The 16,130-nt window shown below is 47.0% G+C and carries 17 protein-coding genes and 1 pseudogene; 5 read left to right on the top strand and 13 right to left on the bottom strand.

All coding sequences use genetic code 11. The features are described 5' to 3' along the window. Positions 1–285: 285 nt before the first annotated feature. Positions 286–597, top strand: a complete 312-nt coding sequence (locus tag LLG96_01785) for a helix-turn-helix domain-containing protein (GenBank protein MCE5248929.1) — start codon at positions 286–288, stop codon at positions 595–597. Positions 598–693: 96 nt separating this feature from the next. Further along, entirely contained in the window at positions 694–1,488 is a 795-nt protein-coding gene (locus LLG96_01780) for a reverse transcriptase family protein (protein MCE5248928.1), read from the top strand. Between the two features lie 344 nt (positions 1,489–1,832). Here the strand turns inward: LLG96_01780 and frr are convergent, their stop codons facing one another. The 6 genes and pseudogenes from frr to rplM form a co-directional block, all read right to left on the bottom strand. Then, a complete protein-coding gene (frr, locus tag LLG96_01775) occupies positions 1,833–2,390 on the bottom strand; it encodes a ribosome recycling factor (GenBank protein MCE5248927.1) in 558 nt (185 codons plus the stop codon). Further along, the gene (gene pyrH / locus LLG96_01770; GenBank protein ID MCE5248926.1) at positions 2,383–3,105 is read right to left on the bottom strand and encodes a UMP kinase; all 723 of its coding nucleotides are present in this window, start codon (positions 3,103–3,105) and stop codon (positions 2,383–2,385) included. The genes frr and pyrH overlap by 8 nt, the downstream gene beginning before the upstream one ends. A gap of 4 nt (positions 3,106–3,109) precedes the next feature. Further along, on the bottom strand, positions 3,110–3,709 hold the full coding sequence (tsf, locus tag LLG96_01765; GenBank protein ID MCE5248925.1) for a translation elongation factor Ts: 600 nt from the start codon (positions 3,707–3,709) through the stop codon (positions 3,110–3,112). Between the two features lie 389 nt (positions 3,710–4,098). Next, a pseudogene (gene rpsB, locus LLG96_01760) lies at positions 4,099–4,782 on the bottom strand (30S ribosomal protein S2). A 111-nt stretch (positions 4,783–4,893) separates the two neighbouring features. After that, a complete protein-coding gene (rpsI, locus tag LLG96_01755; GenBank protein ID MCE5248924.1) occupies positions 4,894–5,286 on the bottom strand; it encodes a 30S ribosomal protein S9 in 393 nt (130 codons plus the stop codon). Between the two features lie 108 nt (positions 5,287–5,394). Further along, positions 5,395–5,823 (bottom strand): 50S ribosomal protein L13, encoded by a 429-nt coding sequence (gene rplM, locus LLG96_01750; GenBank protein ID MCE5248923.1) that lies wholly within the window; start codon positions 5,821–5,823, stop codon positions 5,395–5,397. Positions 5,824–6,174: 351 nt separating this feature from the next. On the opposite strand from rplM, the gene LLG96_01745 reads away from it, so the two are divergent. The 3 genes from LLG96_01745 to LLG96_01735 are packed head-to-tail and all read left to right on the top strand — an operon-like array spanning position 6,175 to position 7,646. Beyond that, the gene (locus LLG96_01745) at positions 6,175–6,939 is read left to right on the top strand and encodes a TIGR04255 family protein (GenBank protein MCE5248922.1); all 765 of its coding nucleotides are present in this window, start codon (positions 6,175–6,177) and stop codon (positions 6,937–6,939) included. After that, a complete protein-coding gene (locus LLG96_01740) occupies positions 6,920–7,099 on the top strand; it encodes a hypothetical protein (GenBank protein MCE5248921.1) in 180 nt (59 codons plus the stop codon). Before LLG96_01745 ends, LLG96_01740 begins: the two co-directional genes overlap by 20 nt. Continuing rightward, positions 7,086–7,646 (top strand): hypothetical protein, encoded by a 561-nt coding sequence (locus tag LLG96_01735; GenBank protein ID MCE5248920.1) that lies wholly within the window; start codon positions 7,086–7,088, stop codon positions 7,644–7,646. Before LLG96_01740 ends, LLG96_01735 begins: the two co-directional genes overlap by 14 nt. A 289-nt stretch (positions 7,647–7,935) precedes the next feature. Here the strand turns inward: LLG96_01735 and dprA are convergent, their stop codons facing one another. From dprA to LLG96_01700, 7 genes are all read right to left on the bottom strand, one after another. Next, positions 7,936–9,039, bottom strand: a complete 1,104-nt coding sequence (gene dprA / locus LLG96_01730; GenBank protein MCE5248919.1) for a DNA-processing protein DprA — start codon at positions 9,037–9,039, stop codon at positions 7,936–7,938. A gap of 30 nt (positions 9,040–9,069) precedes the next feature. Beyond that, positions 9,070–10,065, bottom strand: coding sequence for a GTPase ObgE (gene obgE / locus LLG96_01725; GenBank protein MCE5248918.1), 996 nt, complete (start codon positions 10,063–10,065; stop codon positions 9,070–9,072). Positions 10,066–10,068: 3 nt separating this feature from the next. Beyond that, positions 10,069–11,310 carry an isocitrate dehydrogenase (NADP(+)) gene (gene icd / locus LLG96_01720; GenBank protein MCE5248917.1) on the bottom strand — a complete coding sequence of 414 codons (1,242 nt, stop codon included), beginning with the start codon at positions 11,308–11,310 and terminating at the stop codon, positions 10,069–10,071. 76 nt (positions 11,311–11,386) lie between these two features. Continuing rightward, positions 11,387–11,884 carry a 3-isopropylmalate dehydratase small subunit gene (locus LLG96_01715; protein MCE5248916.1) on the bottom strand — a complete coding sequence of 166 codons (498 nt, stop codon included), beginning with the start codon at positions 11,882–11,884 and terminating at the stop codon, positions 11,387–11,389. 1 nt (position 11,885) lies between these two features. Further along, positions 11,886–13,139: a 3-isopropylmalate dehydratase large subunit gene (locus tag LLG96_01710; protein MCE5248915.1), complete on the bottom strand. Its 1,254-nt coding sequence runs from the start codon at positions 13,137–13,139 to the stop codon at positions 11,886–11,888. 100 nt (positions 13,140–13,239) lie between these two features. Then, a complete protein-coding gene (locus tag LLG96_01705; protein MCE5248914.1) occupies positions 13,240–14,298 on the bottom strand; it encodes a hypothetical protein in 1,059 nt (352 codons plus the stop codon). Positions 14,299–14,532: 234 nt separating this feature from the next. Further along, positions 14,533–15,915 carry an FAD-binding protein gene (locus LLG96_01700; GenBank protein MCE5248913.1) on the bottom strand — a complete coding sequence of 461 codons (1,383 nt, stop codon included), beginning with the start codon at positions 15,913–15,915 and terminating at the stop codon, positions 14,533–14,535. Positions 15,916–16,130: the final 215 nt, after the last annotated feature.

The raw sequence follows: 16,130 nt of genomic DNA, 5'->3' as shown, positions 1-16,130 counted from the left end.
AGCAGCTTGGCGATACTGCTGCTTCAAATAAAATTGTGAGGACAAAAGAAATGATAACCTAACCTTTCTAAGCGGCGATCTGTCAACATTCATGGAAATAACCATGATTGGCAGGTAGAAAGGTTAAAAGAAATGAGAAACCAAGTATCATTTCTCGTTAAATGGGTTCTGAAATTTCTATGGAAACATAGAAAAATCATTATCCAAATAATCATTAAATTTATTGAATTGTTTAATGATTATTAACTTACTCACAATTTTACTTAAATTCTTATGGAGATAATTATGATAAATGAAGCTTTACGATTATTAAGAGTATTTCATGATTTAAAGGCTAATGAGTTGGCAAAAAAATTATCAATCTCACAAAGCTATCTATCTGAAATTGAAAACAATAAAAAAACACCTTCACTTGAACTAATTAAAAAATATTCGGAGGTTTTTAAAGTAAAGCCCTCGACAATATTATTTTTTTCTGAACAATTTGATAATTTAAATCAAGAAATAAAAGAAAAATTTAAAACAAAAATTAAAAAAACTACAAGAAAAAAAATTATATCCCTTCTTCAAGGTATAGAAAATGGGCAATACTATTAAAACATATAAGCTCGAACAAAGTCCCTTATATCATATTTCAAATAAAAGAAAGCTATGCACATTATTAGGGACGTCATTATCTGAAGTAAAATTATATTGAAAAAAAAGCATTATAAAATTTACCTTAAAAAAGATAAAAAAGGTAAAGAAAGAACAATTTGTGAACCAGTTGATAAAATAAAGAAAATACAAAAAAGGTTACAAATTCTTATTTCTCGCATAGAATTACCATATTATTTATTCTCAGGTAAAAAAGGCTTTTGTTATGTAGATAATGCAAAGTTTCATATTAACGCAAATAATCTTATAAACATAGATATAAAATCATTCTATCCAAATTGCAAACGGGAATATATATTTAAATTATTTCGTTATAAATATCTTATGTGTGAAGATGTTGCCTGGTTTTTAACAGATTTGGTTGTATATAATGACTATTTACCGACTGGAAGTCCAACAAGTCAAATAGTAGCATTTTGGGCTTACAAAGACATGTTCGATAAAATGAATAAATATGCCCATACAAATGGTTTAATATTTAGTGTTTTTGTAGACGATATTACTTTTTCTTCTGATAAATCAATTTCAAAAACATTGTCTTATCAAATAGGAAAAGAACTTAAAAGAAATGGACATTCAATGAAAGAGGAAAAAACAAAGTTTTTTTCTAAAAAAAGATATAAAATTGTTACAGGATGTATGATTTCCCCTGATAATGATTTAAAGGTTCCGAATAGACTAAGGAAAAAAATAGTAGATGATTTAAACGCTTATAATATAAACGCCTCTCTTCAATTGAAAAAATCAATTTTAGGTAAAATACAGGCCGCTCAACAGATAGAACCTAATCTTTTCATTTCGACTAAACAAAAAATAATGAATAATTGTTAATAAAAATTAAATTTTATAAACGCATCTATATCACAATTATACATTTGAATGAATTACAACAGTGTATATATAAATATTTAAATTCACCCCCCTTCCCCTTCAGTCCTTTTTCCTCAGCAAGTACAAAAGGAAGTTGTTTCGCTGCTCCAGTGTAATCCTGCACCATACAAAGGAAGTATATTCAAAGGACATGAAGAGGGCTATACTTTCGGTTAGTATAGCCATTAATTTATCCGTAGGGGCAATTCATGAATTGCCCCTCCATAATGAAAATTATCCAAAAAAAGGCACCCCGCTCCGGAGTGCCTTTTTTATACATTTTTATCTCTATCGCCAATGAACACTTACACCGTCATGACCTCTTTTTCCTTCACAGCGATCACCTGGTCGACTTCGGTAATATGTTTGTCGGTGATCTCCTGGGCTTCCTTTTCGCCCCGGTGGAGGTCATCCTCGGTGATCTTGCTGTCCTTTTTCATCACCCGCATCTTTTCGATGGCGTCACGGCGGATGTTGCGGATTGCGACCTTGGTGTCCTCGCCCAGTTTCTTTACAAGCTTGAGAATGTCCTTGCGGCGTTCCTCGGTGAGCTGCGGAATGGGCAGACGTATCACATGGCCGTCGCTGTTCGGAGTGAGGCCGAGATCGCTCGCCTGAATCGCCTTCTCGACATCGCCAATGAGGTTCTGCTGGAACGGCTGGATCATGATCGTTTTCGAATCCGGAACCGAAATATTCGCCACATGGTTCAGCGGAGTCGGCGTCCCGTAATAATTCACCTTGATCGTATCGAGCAGGGAGGCGGAAGCTCTGCCGGTTCGTATCGTTGACAGTTCATGGCTGAGGTGTTCGACGGCTTTTTTCATATGTTCGACCGTAACAGCACGCAAGTCCTTATCCATGCTCTACCTCCTTTACAATCGTTCCGACCTGTTCACCCCGTACAACCCTGAGAAGAGCGCCCTCTCTGGTGAGGTTGAACACAATGATGGGAATATGATTTTCTCTGCACATTGCAATCGCGGTTGCATCCATAACTCCGAGATTCCGTTTGAGAACCTCGGTATAGGAAATAACGTCGAACTTTTTCAGTGACGGATCGAGCACGGGATCGCCCTCGTAAACCCCGTCGACCTTGGTGCCCTTGAGTATGACATCGGCGTCGATCTGGGCAGCCCTGAGCGATGCGGCGGTATCGGTGGAAAAATAGGGATTGCCGGTGCCGCCCGAAAAGATAACCGTATGGCCCTTGGACAGGTAGCTGACAGCCTTTTTGCGGACAAACGGCTCCACAAGCCCGGTCACGGGGAGCGAGGACATGTGGCTTGCGGTGAGCCCCTGCTGTTCGAGCGCATCGCGGAGCGCAAGGCCGTTGATCATGGTCGCAAGCATGCCCATGCTGTCCGCGGTGCTGCGGTCCATTCCCTTCGAGGAAGCCTTGAGCCCGCGGAAAATGTTTCCTCCGCCGATAACGATGGCGATTTCGACTCCCGTGTCATGGACAGCCCTTATCTGGCTGCAGAAGCTCGTCATGGCTGCGGAGTCAAACCCGTACCCGAGCTTCCCGGAGAGAGCCTCGCCGGAAAGCTTGAGCAGTATCCTCCTGTAGGGTTCCATGTACTTATGCCCCGACCTGGAAACGGGCAAACTGCTTGATGACGATGTTTTCCCCGATCTTGCCGGTCAGTTCGCTGAGCAGGTCCTTGACCGTCTTCTTCTTGGTCTCGTCGCGGATATATATCTGATCCAAAAGACAGGCTTCGGAATAGAATTTTTTGATGCGGCCGTCAACGATTTTATCGACAAATTCCGGTTTTTTACCCTCGTTCAGCGCCTGGGCTTTATAAATCTCGCGTTCCTTCGCCACAACCGCCGGATCGAGATCCTCGGAGGATATGGCAAGCGGCGCCGCTGCGGCAATATGCATCGCAACATTCTGGGCAAAAGTCTGAAATTCTTCATTCCGGGATACAAAATCGGTTTCGCAGTCCACCTCAACCATGGTGGCAAGCCTTGAACCATGATGTACATACACCGCTATGTATCCGTGTTTTGTCTCGCGGCCTGAACGTTTCTGGGCTGAAGCAATGCCTTTCTCACGGAGAATATCCGCCGCTTTCTCCATGTTGCCATTGGCTTCGATGATCGCCTTTTTACAGTCCATCATGCCCGCTCCGGTTTTCTCACGGAGAGCCATGACATCTTTTGAGGAAACATCCATAGGTACAATTCCTTTCATACTATATGAAAAAGGAAAAATTCGGCAGTAATTCCTGCCACTTCCCTGTTCTCAATTCTCTTTTCTCAGCCGGCTGCTTCCTTGCTAATTATTTCTTTTCCTTCGGCATCGACCTTCTTCTGAGGCCGCCTGGGTCTGGATCGATGACGGGCAGCGCCTTTATCCTCTTCATCCTCGACCGGTTTCGGTCTCTTACGGATGGGTTTTTTGGATTCCTTGAGCACATCGTCAGGTTCTTCAATGACTTCATCCTCGTCGCCGACGAGCTCTTTGGGTTCCTTAGCGGCTGCCAGACGACGTTTTGCCCGTGCTTCCTCCCGCGCGGCTTCTTCGGCGAGTTCTTCCTTTTCGGCCAGAGCGGCTTCATCGACACGCAACTGCAGACCCTCGAGAATGGATGCGGTGATTTTCGAGAGGAGAAGCTGTATCGAACGAATCGCATCATCATTTCCGGGAATCGGGAATGTTATGGGATCAGGATCGCAGTTTGTATCGAGAATCGCACAGATAGGTATACCGAGACGGTTTGCCTCGTTGACCGCAATTTTTTCCTTTTTCGTGTCAACAATAATAAGCAGACCGGGAATCCTGTTCATGTTACGGATGCCATCGAGCACCTGGGTCAGACGGTCACGGTGTTTTTCATGAGTCAGCACCTCTTTTTTGGTGAGATGCTCGTAGGTCCCGTCGCCAGCCATTTTTTCGAGATGTTCCAGCCGCTTGACACTCTGTCTGATTGTCCTGAAATTGGTAAGCATGCCGCCGAGCCAGCGATTGGTCACGAAAAACTGGTTACTCTTGATCGCTTCATCTTTGATGATCGTTGCGGCCTGGGGTTTCGTTCCGACAAAAAGTATTGATTCGCCTTTTGCTGCTGTCTCACGGACGGCATCACAGGCGTTTTTGAGCATCTGCTGGGTTTTCTGGAGGTCAATTATGTAGATGTTGTTGCGTTCGGTAAAAATGAACTTTTTCATCTTGGGGTTCCAGCGCCTGGTCTGGTGACCGAAATGCACACCGGCCTCAAGAAGTTCCTGGATAGTCACTTCCGACACGGTTGAATCCTCTTTTTAAACTGTTTATGCCTCCGTTCCGATCATTCGACGGGCAACCGCTGGGCGGCAACAACCCTGTCGTCCCGGAACGTGTGAATTTGATACAACACATTACCGTTTGGAGAACTGGTATGCTCTTCGGGCGCCAGCCAAACCGTACTTTTTGCGCTCTTTGACCCGCGGGTCACGGGTAATGAGCCCGGCACGTTTCAGAACCTGCCTCAACTCGGGGTTCATTTCGATCAACGCTCTCGATATGCCGTGCCTCAGCGCGCCTGCCTGCCCGCTCAATCCGCCGCCTCTGATATTTGCCAGAACATCGACCTTGCCGAGCTGCTCGGTCAGTTCAAGCGGCTGTTCAATAAAGGGAAGTGCAGACTCACGGCGGAAGTACTCTTTCACTCCCTGTCCGTTGACGAGAATTTTACCGGTACCTGACTTGAGCCGGATACGGGCTATTGCGTTTTTACGCTTCCCTGTAGCCATATAAAAGGTTTCAGCCAAGAGATATCCTCCTTTCAGGCTGTATAATACTATCGTAAATCATCGGAGCTGTTTTTACTGTCTTTTTATTACGCATATCGCTTAATAAATACTTCGCCGAGTAACGGATTATATCTCGAACGGTACAGGTTTCTGCGCCGCATGCCGGTGACTCGGTCCCGTGTAAACATGCAGTTTACGGTACATCTGACGGCCGAGAGCATTGTGAGGGAGCATGCCCTTGATGGCTTTCTCGACTATACGGCCGGGATTGTTTTCACGCAGCTTCCTCAATGTGACATGCCCGGAATGCCCGGCATAACGGCTCTGGATAAAATACTTTTTCTTATCCTCTTTCAGGCCGGTCAATACTACCTTGTCGGCATTGATGATAATGACATAATCCCCGGCATCCATATTCGGCTGGAAAATCGGCTTTTTCTTTCCCCGCAGGATTGTGGCAACCTCCGTGGCAAGCCTTCCCAGCACTTTACCCTCAGCGTCGACGACATACCATTTACGTTCGACATCATCAGGTTTTGTTACATAGGTTTTCATGCCCGATTACTCCTTTTCGGTCTATCGCTCTGAACTCCATAATATTCCATGATACAGAGTTTACAAATATAATGAAAAGAAAAAATAATGTCAAGCTTCTTCAATAAAGATTACCTATTTCTTTCCCGTAATAATTAATGATCCTAATTATTTTGAAGTGTCGTAATGCTGACTGAGAGATTCGTTTTTTTTCAATAACTAAACTTCTTTATGTTAAAAATATAATAGAACAATGAAACTTATTACCAATGATATAGTATAAAAAGTAGTAAAATTTCACTTGACATGCAAACAAGGATAATATATAAATCTTTTTAACTAGAACGCAATTTTACAACAAATGAGTTTTTTATGTCAAAGAGTTACGCAAAAAATTTCTTAACCAATGTAATTTTTAGAATAGATTTCTCACCAATTCTAAAAATCGACACTGAATTACCCATTGAATTACAAGAAAAAGTCAGAATGGAATTTCCAGAATATAATAACAAAATAGAAAATTTAATACAAACAACGAAATTACCTGATGGTGAAATAAAACTTGAACGACCAGGTATTCATAATATTCATAGAATATACAATCCCAAGAAAAACAAGACTATTTTAATCCAATATAATTTTGTATCACTTGAAAATCAAAAATATATAAATTTTCATGATTTTAAAAATGATGTTAAAAATTTATATGATGTATTTTCTGTTATTTATCGACCTTTGAACATTAAAAGAATTGGTCTAAGATACATTAATGAAATAATTATTAGGACTGGTAATCCATTAGAATGGAATAATTATATAAACACCAAATTAATTTCTCCAATAGATTTTTTCAATGATAAAGATACATTGTCGAGAATCATGACAACTTCAACTATTAATAAAGAGGATTTAAGTATTAACTATATTTGTGGTATATACAATCCAGAATACCCAGCAAAAATATCAAGAAAAGAATTTATTATTGATATTGATTGTTATTCCCATGATTATGATGAAAATAGAGTGATTGAGTTTCTGGATAAAGCGAGAAAAGAAGCCAAATTATTATTTGAAAAAAGCATTAAAAAAGATTTGAGAAGCCTAATGGAGGTTAACAATGAATCACAAATATCTTGATGAAAAAGATAAACATTCACCAGAATCATTTTCATACGGAAATGAAGATGTTTCTATTGATAATGACAAACATTATGATTCAATAATTGATTCTAGTGATTCTAGCAGATACAGGAAAATAAGAGCAAAATCTAAGATAATAGGTCATGTTCAAGAGTAAAATTGAAAAACCTTATGTATTTCATGACAGAGAGAGAATATGTCAAGGTGATATATTGAGAGATTTCTCTTTCTATTATATTAATTCAACAAATGAAGTAATTAAAGGTTTTTATAATTATATTATTATAATTACACAAGATTGTGATCTAAAAAGTTATTTTGAGAAAAAAAATAATACAGATGAGAATGAATTCTTTAATCAATTTGTACCAAGTATATTATTTATTCCTGCCTTCCCGTTGGATATTATTAAAGAAGGCGAACATTTAATTGGTATCTATAAAATAAAACAGGAACGACTAAATTCTAGCAAAATAGATAGGATTAAAAAGCAAAACGAAACAAGATATCATTTTTTACCAAGTTATAAGGATTACCAAATACCAGAATTGATTATTGATTTTAAATTATATTACACTGTATCATTTGATTATACTCTAATCCATTATATTAATTATTATTTAGGAACCGTTAATGAAATTTATAGAGAAAGATTATCACAAAGATTTGCAGATTATCTTAATAGAATAGGCCTCCCAGTATAATATTATTCTGTTTATCTTTTATGTTGTTAACTACCTTAATGTTCTGTATGTTAAATGTGCGTTTAGATTTAGCCTTTTTTGAATTCTTTCAATAGTATCCTCGCTTTTATTTTTTTAATACCTAATTTACTACCAACTTCGATGATTAATTTTATAAAAGTCTCTGCCAATCATTAAAATCTCAAACGCTATTGTTTATGCCAATAATTCAATTTTAACCTTTTTTATTTATCTGCAGTTTATTTCTTTCCATGACTTTCTTAATACAAATTTCTTTTCCCAATATACCTCACATTCTCTCGAATATCTTTCCGGGATTCTGTTTCACATACCCTTCGAGCTCGAGACTGGTAAGCTCGTAGAGCACCTCCGGAACCGGCTTTCCGAGCCGCACACAGATATCATCGATATGAAGCGGGCCTTTTTCGATGATTTTCAGTATTTCCCCTCCTGCTCCGGGCGGCAAGGGCCGCTGCATCACGGGTGGCGCTGATGAAATACCGTTCGGAGAGTTCGGTGCAGTCTTCCCGATGAGCGGGAGGATATGGGCGATATTCGTAACCGGATGCGCGCCCTTCGTAAGCAGCCCGTTGCTTCCCTCGCTCGTGCGGGATGTAGCGTTACCCGGAACGGCAAAAAGCTTCCTTCCGGCCCTCATCGTCAGATCGGCGGTTATGAGCGCCCCGCTTTTAACCGGGGCTTCCACGACGACAGTGCCGAGGGAAAGACCGACAATCACCGCATTGCGGGCAGGAAAATTTCCCCGCAGCGGCTCGATACCCATGGGAAAATGGCTGACCAGACATCCCTTCTGAAGTATATCCTGCGCGAGTTTACGGTTTTCATGGGGATACAGGATATCGACGCCGCAGCCGAAAACCGCGGCGGTCTTTCCGCCATGATCAAGCGCTGTACGATGAGCGGTTGCGTCTATCCCCGCCGCCATGCCGCTGACAACGCACAGGCCGGCGTTCACCGCTCCGCCCGTGAGGTTCCGGGTCATGATGATGCCGTAATCGGATGGTCTCCGCGTACCGACAAACGCCAGAGACTGTTCGGACAGCACCGACACATCGCCGCGGACAAAAAGAACCGGCGGTGCGGATGTAAACTTGTTGAGAAGAGGGGGATAATCCTTCGAGATTCTGGTCAGGAGCTGTGCACCGCACTTTTCCATGAGCTGTTTCTGCCCGCTCACGAAGGTTTTACGGTCATATGTGCGGATGGCGTGTACGAGCTTCGGCCCGACGCCCTCCATATCGAGCAGCTCTTTATCGGAAGCGCCGAACACTCCCGAAGGCGTACCGAACCGCAGAACGAGACGGGCATATGTCTTGGCGCCGACTCCGGGTACGCCGAAAAGCGCAAGAATATCCTCCTGTTCTTCTTCCATAAATTCAAAAACCGCCTGCTGTTCCTGCTATTATTGAACGTGAATTCCGACCGATTCGACAGCTTTACCGAGACGGTATATCAGCCTTTCCATACCGTCGCCGCTGACCGCCGAGACGGCATATGCCTCGATTCCCGTACCGAACCCGGGAACAGTTCGCGGAGTATCGGCCGGAAAGAGATCCGTTTTCGTCAGCGCAACAAACTTTGGTTTGTGTATCAGCCCGGGGCTGTAGAGTTCGAGCTCGCTCAGAAGTTTATGATAGACCGCCGCGGGGTCTTCCTCGGTACACTCTATGAGAAAAAGGAGTATCTTCGTCCGCTCGATATGGCGGAGAAACTGGAAACCGAGCCCCTTGCCCTCGTGCGCTCCCTCGATAATCCCCGGAATGTCCGCCATGACAAAGCTCTTCATCTCATCGTAGCGCACGATTCCGAGATGAGGTTCGAGTGTCGTGAAGGGATAATCCGCGATCTTCGGGTGTGCGGCGGAAACCCTCGACAGGAGCGTCGATTTCCCCGCATTCGGGAAACCGACAAGTCCCACATCGGCAAGGAGTTTCAGTTCGAGCAGCAGGTGTTTTTCTTCCCCGCGAATCCCCTGATCGGCATGACGGGGTGTCTGATTCGTCGAAGTGGCGAAGCGGGCATTCCCCCGTCCTCCGCGTCCGCCCTTTGCCACAGTGACACGGTCGGTCTCTTCCGAAAGGTCGGCCAGTATAACGCCGGTTTCTTCATCCCGTATGATCGTGCCGGGCGGAACGGGGATTACAATATCCGCCCCGGACTGGCCGTGCTTCTGAGCGCCCTGGCCGTGTTTCCCCGATTCGGCTTTAAAGTGCTGACGGTATTTGAACCGTATGAGAGTGTTCTCGTTCGTGTCAACAACAAACACGACGCTTCCACCGTCGCCGCCGTCGCCGCCGTCCGGTCCGCCTTTCGGGACAAATTTCTCACGGCGGAAGGAAACGATTCCGTTACCGCCTGCTCCCGCTTTTACATATATACGAGCCTCGTCTATGAACATGATTTACATTCCATCGATAACGGCATCGGCGAATTCGCTGGTCGACAGTTTTGTCGCGCCTTTTACGAGCCGTTCGAGATCATAGGTGACCGTTTTATGTATGATGGCTTGTTCGAGCGCCCTGTATATGAGATCGGAGGCAGCCTGCCAGCCGATGTACTCGAGCAGCAGGCATCCGGACAGGATCAGCGAAGAGGGATTGGCGGCGTTCTTGCCGCGGTATTTCGGCGCCGTTCCGTGGGTTGCCTCGAAGACTCCGATGGAATCCCCGATATTTGCTCCGGGCGCCATGCCGATACCTCCAACCTGTGCGGCGCATGCGTCGGAGAGGTAATCGCCGTTCAGATTGGTCGTCGCAATGACATCGTATTCGGCAGGCCGTAACAGTATCTGCTGAAACATGGAGTCGGCGATACGGTCTTTTATCAGAATCCGGCCTTCGGGAGTTTTACCGTCATATTTTTCATATACCTCGGCTTCGGTTATGGTCTCATGGGGAAATTCGTCCCGGGCAAGCTCGTAACCCCATTCACGGAAAGCGCCCTCGGTGTATTTCATGATGTTACCCTTGTGGACGAGTGTCACCGATTCGCGTTTGTTCGCAATGGCGTATTCAATCGCCTTCCGGACCAGCCGTTTTGAGCAGGTGGCGCTGATTGGCTTTATACCGATACCTGAATCGGGCCTGATTTCGATTCCGAGCTTGTTTTTGAGAAAACCCATCAGGCTTACCGCTTCCGCCGAAGCCCGCTGCCACTCGATACCCGCATATACATCTTCGGTATTCTCACGGTAAATGACCACATCGAGTTTTTCGGGCTCGCATACGGGGGACGGCGTTCCCTTGAAATAGCGTACCGGCCTGACACAGGCGTAAAGGTCGAGCTTCTGCCTGATCGTAACGTTGAGGCTGCGGAATCCCTCTCCTACCGGGGTAGTGAGCGGGCCCTTTATTGCCACGACGAAATGCCTGATGGCATCGAGCGTTTCCCGGGGAAGCCATTCGCCGGTTTTTTCAAACGCTTTTTCGCCCGCCAGAATCTCCACCCATGCAATTTTATTCTCTCCGTTATACGCTTTTTCAACGGCCGCATCGAGGACCCTTCTCGAAGCTTTCCAGATATCGGGCCCGATGCCATCTCCCTCGATGAACGGTATTACGGGATTGTTCGGAACATTCAGCCGGTCATTTCTGACCGATATCGTTTTTCCTCCGCTTTCAAGTTCGATTCTGGTGTAGTCCACTCATAAACTCCTTTAAGTTATTGTAAAATATAAAATAAGCATCGACACACAGTGTTTGAGTATTATATTCTTTCATTTACAGCGTAAAATCCCCGTGCTTCTGGAGATGCGCCACAAGACCGCCGTCCTCGAGTATCGTCCGCATGATCCCCGGCAGAGGCGGAAATGTCAGGGTGAAACCCTTCGTCAGGTCTTTCACCGTGCCTTCGGCGAGGTCGACCTCGATCTCGTCGCCGGCCTCGATCCCCGATGTATCGCACTGGATGACCGGAAGCCCGACATTGATGGCGTTGCGGAAGAATATCCGCGCGAACGACTGCGCTATCACGGCGGAAACACCGGCAAGCTTTATGATAGTCGGCGCATGCTCGCGCGAGGAGCCGAGCCCGAAGTTGCTCCCTCCGACGACAAAATCACCCTTCTGCACCTTCGCGGCGAATTCCGGGTCAGCGTCCTCGAGCACATGTTTTGCCAGCTCCGGCAGGTTTGAACGGAGATGAAAGAGCCGTCCGGGAGCGATGAGGTCTGTCGAGATGTTATCGCCGAATGTCCATGCTTTTCCATTCATTGTCATATTACAAAACCTCCCGCGGATCTGAAATTTCTCCGGTGAGTGCGCTCGCAGCGCAGGTTGCCGGGCTTGCAAGATAGATAAAGCTTTCCGGGTTGCCCATCCGTCCCTTGAAATTACGGTTCATCGTGGACAGGCATTTCTCGCCGTCACCGAGAATGCCCTGGTGAACGCCCACGCAGGGACCGCATCCCGGTGTGTTGATGGATGCCCCTGCATCGTTGAAAACCGCAAGCAGCCCCTCTTCGAGCGCCTGACCGTAGATCGTGCGCGAGGCGGGAACGACGATGAGACGGGTTTTCGGGTGACGTTTTCTGCCCCTGAGAATCTCCGCCGCTATCCTGAGGTCTTCGAGGCGGCCGTTGGTGCAGGTGCCGATGAAAACCTGGTCGATTTTCTCGCCTTTTGCCTCGCCGATGGTTCTGACATTGTCCACACGGTGCGGGTATGCCACCATGGGGACAAGGTTCGAGACATCCATTTCGATGACACGCTCGTAGACTGCATCGGGGTCGGGTCTTATCTCGCGATAATCTTCGCTGCGCCCCTGAGATTCGAGAAACCGCTTCGTCACAGAGTCCGAGGCGATCAGCCCCGCTTTTGCGCCCGCTTCGACCGCCATGTTCGAGAGCACCATTCGCTCGTGGTACGGCATGGCCTCGATTGCGCTTCCCCCGAATTCGAGCGCCTTGTAGGTCGCCCCGTCCGCGGTGATCTGCCCGATGAGCGAGAGGATGAGGTCCTTGGCATACACCCCTTTCGGGAATGAGCCCGAAACATCGATCCTGATGCTCTCCGGAACCTTCATCCACGTTTTTCCGAGGGCGATGCCGACCGCGACATCGGTCGAGCCCATTCCGGTCGAGAACGCCGCCATCGCGCCGCCCGTGCAGGTGTGCGAATCCGCGCCGATGAGCACATCTCCCGGCTTGAGCCAGCCCTCGCTGATAACCTGGTGGCAGACACCGTCCCCGATGTCGGACAGGCAGGCGCCGGTCTTTTCGGCAAAACCCCTGAGAAGCATGTGGTCGTTCGCGAGCTCCTTGCGCGCCGCGGGCGCCGAGTGATCGATAAAGAGCACCGTGCTTTCGGGATGAGCCGCCCTGATCATGCCGAGTTTTTCGAGCTGACGGACTGCGAGCGGCCCCGTACCGTCCTGTGTGAGGCACACATCGACCGTAATTATGGCGAGCTCACCGGCGTGAACCTCGTTGTCGGCGTGCGCGCTCAGTATTTTTTCCGCAAGTGTGAGTCCCATTCTTTTCCCTATGCGTTTGCACTGTTTCAGGTATGAATATCAGAAAAAGTAATAATAATTTAGATAATATACAAAATAATATATGATTCGTGCAGCAGTATCAGCGATTCATTCTATTCAGTTCCTCCAGCCAGCCCTGGGCGCTTCCAAACGGCATAATATCATATACCCCCGGATAAAGCTTGTCGGTACAGTAATAATCGGGTTTTTTCGCGATGATTTCTTCAACGAGCTTTTTCGATTTCTCTTCCTGTTTTCGTATATGATACACCGCCGCGAGATACCAGCGGGCATCGAGGTTATCAGGATCGAGCTCCAGGGCCTTCAGAAATTCTTTTTCCGACTTTTCTCCGCCGTATATCTCGTAACCGGGATTATGAATGTCCTCTGTAAAATACGCCGTACCGAGAAGGAAGTGTCCAAAAGCGCTGTTCGGGTTGTCTTCGAGAAATTTTTTCGCGGCGACCATGCGTTCGTAGCGCACATCGTTCATAATGAAAATTTCAATGTCCGCGACCGGCTCGAAGTCTGTAAAATGCCATGTAACGGTATCTCCTTCGAGGGTGAATCCTTCCGGCGAAATCTTCGTGATCTGGTCGAAGGGAATGTTTATCAGCCGTATCCGGAACTGGGCATCCTGTATGGTATCCTTCCAGTATGCCCCCGTTTTCACGATATATTTGAAATAGAGGTCCGAAAAGGTACTGAGACCGAATGGATTGACCCGTATGGCATAGTCATTGAACACGGTAATTTTTTTGCCCGTGGAATCGAAGGGCACGCTGAACACTTTCCACCACGGCATTTCTTCGCCGGAGATTTCCGAGAAATTCGGGTCAACCGGCAGCGTCGTGACCTTGAAATTCATCCCGTAGGTTCCGGCGCCGAAATAGTCAAAATCACTTTCCCATCCTCGCGGGAAACCAACCTGAACGGTATCCGGCGGGCCCTCGTTTAAAAGATTGAATTCACAATGTACACTAGCCCCTTTGCTGCTGAGCATTATTCGAACATTTTCCGAAACCAGCCGTACCGGAACATCGTCACGGGGCTGTATCGTTTTCCCGACAGCGCGCACGGGGGCTTCGTTTGCCATCAGAGAACAGGCAAATCCGGTGAGCGAAACGAGTAGTATCCCGAAAACCATGCATTTTTTCATAACAATTACCCCGGATTTATCTGAAAATAGTCTTAAACAATTTCACCACGGAGACACGGAGATACGGAGAAAAGCTGTTATTTATTTGAATATGCTTTTTCATCCTTCGTTCTGACCAATGATGGTTATGAGAGTTATTGGTAAAAAAACAAATCCGCGTCAATCCGCCCGATCCGCGAAAATCCGCGTTCTATAAATCTTTTAAAGAAATCGGGCTCCGTATGATACGGGATGTTAACGACATTCCGGGAATATCTTCCCCGGATTCAGTATATCGTCCGGATCATAGGCACGTTTGACCCTCTTTTCGAAATCCATGGTCGCCTCGTCGAGCTCGATTCCCAGATAGGGGCGCTTGGTGATTCCGATACCGTGTTCCCCGGACAGCGTCCCGCCTACACGGACTGTCTCGCGGAACAGATCGACAATCGCTTCCTCGACACGGGCTATCTCGTCCGGCTTCTTCCAGTGGGTCATGAAATTGATATGGAGGTTCCCGTCGCCCGAATGCCCGAAGGTAACCACCTTGACATCTCTCCTCCTGCCGAGTTCCTCGACAAACGAAGCCATATCGGGGATTCGCGACAGGGGTACGCAGATATCCTCGTTGAACTTGAGCGGAGCGATCTTCGCGATAGCCGGTGAGAGCGATGTTCTGAGCTTCCAGAGCGCTTCACGGTCTTTCGAGGTTTTTGCGCTCTTCAGATCGAGCGGGTTAAAACGGCCGAGCGCTTCGAGCAGAACCTCGTGCCCGAGCGCAATCTCCTCCTTGTCGCCGTCCAGTTCGGCAATGAGCAGCGCCCCCGTTTCATCGGGCACTGTCATTTCGGCATATTCGAGCACGGTGTCGATGCAGCTTCTGTCCATGAACTCGAGAACCGAGGGCCGGACACCGGACAGAAGCGCCGCATTCGAAGCCCGCGCGGTTTCCATGAGCGACCTGTAGAGCGCGAGCACGGTTATCCTGCTTTCGGGCAGCGGGATGAGCCGGACTGCAACCTCGGTGATGATACCGAGCGTTCCTTCGGAGCCGATAAGGGTAGCACCGACATCGAACGGCGACTCACGGTCGGTGTAGACGCCGGTTCTGACAATATCTCCCCGAGCCGTGACAAAAACGAGCCCGGCGACGAAGTGCTTCGTGAGCCCGTACTTCACGCAGCCGAGCCCGCCCGCCGATTCGGCGACATTCCCGCCGATTGTCGAAAAATGCGCGGATGCCGGTTCTGGCGGATAAAATAGTCCTTTACGGGCAGCAGCTTTCTGGAAATCGCCGGTTATGACTCCCGGTTCGAGGTAACCGAGGCGGTCTTCCTCGCTGATACGGATGATACGGTTCATCCGCTCCGTGTTGATGACCACACCCCCGCGGACGGGGATCGAGCCGCCGGTCTGACCGCTACCCGCTCCGCGGGCAACCACGGGTATGGAGCGTTCGGCGCAGAGCTGTGCCACCAATGCCGTATCGTTCGTGCCGGTTACGAGCACCATCGCATCGGGAACGGCTTTTGAGGGCTGGGCATCGTATGAATAGGCAATGAGCTCATCGGGATCGGTAACAACCTGTTCCGGCCCGAGAATATTGCGTAATTTCTGAATCACATCGGCTGGTATCATCGGGGCTCACACAAGAAAACACATATTCGGATTATTCATGATACTATTTAACCATAAAGACACATAAAATATTATTAATACTACCCTTCAGTGACAATTAATCGACCACATCTTTAAAATTATGAAAAACTAATCCGCGAAAATCCGCGTTCTATTTAAAAGCGTGGTGAAAAACTCTACATGTCTGAATTTTGGCTGTCAAGGGTCGGCACGAA

The organism is bacterium, from assembly GCA_021372535.1.
Lineage (GTDB): Bacteria > Latescibacterota > Latescibacteria > Latescibacterales > Latescibacteraceae > JAFGMP01.
Note: the sequence above shows the minus strand (reverse complement) of the source record. Positions and strands in the feature narration are given on the sequence as shown.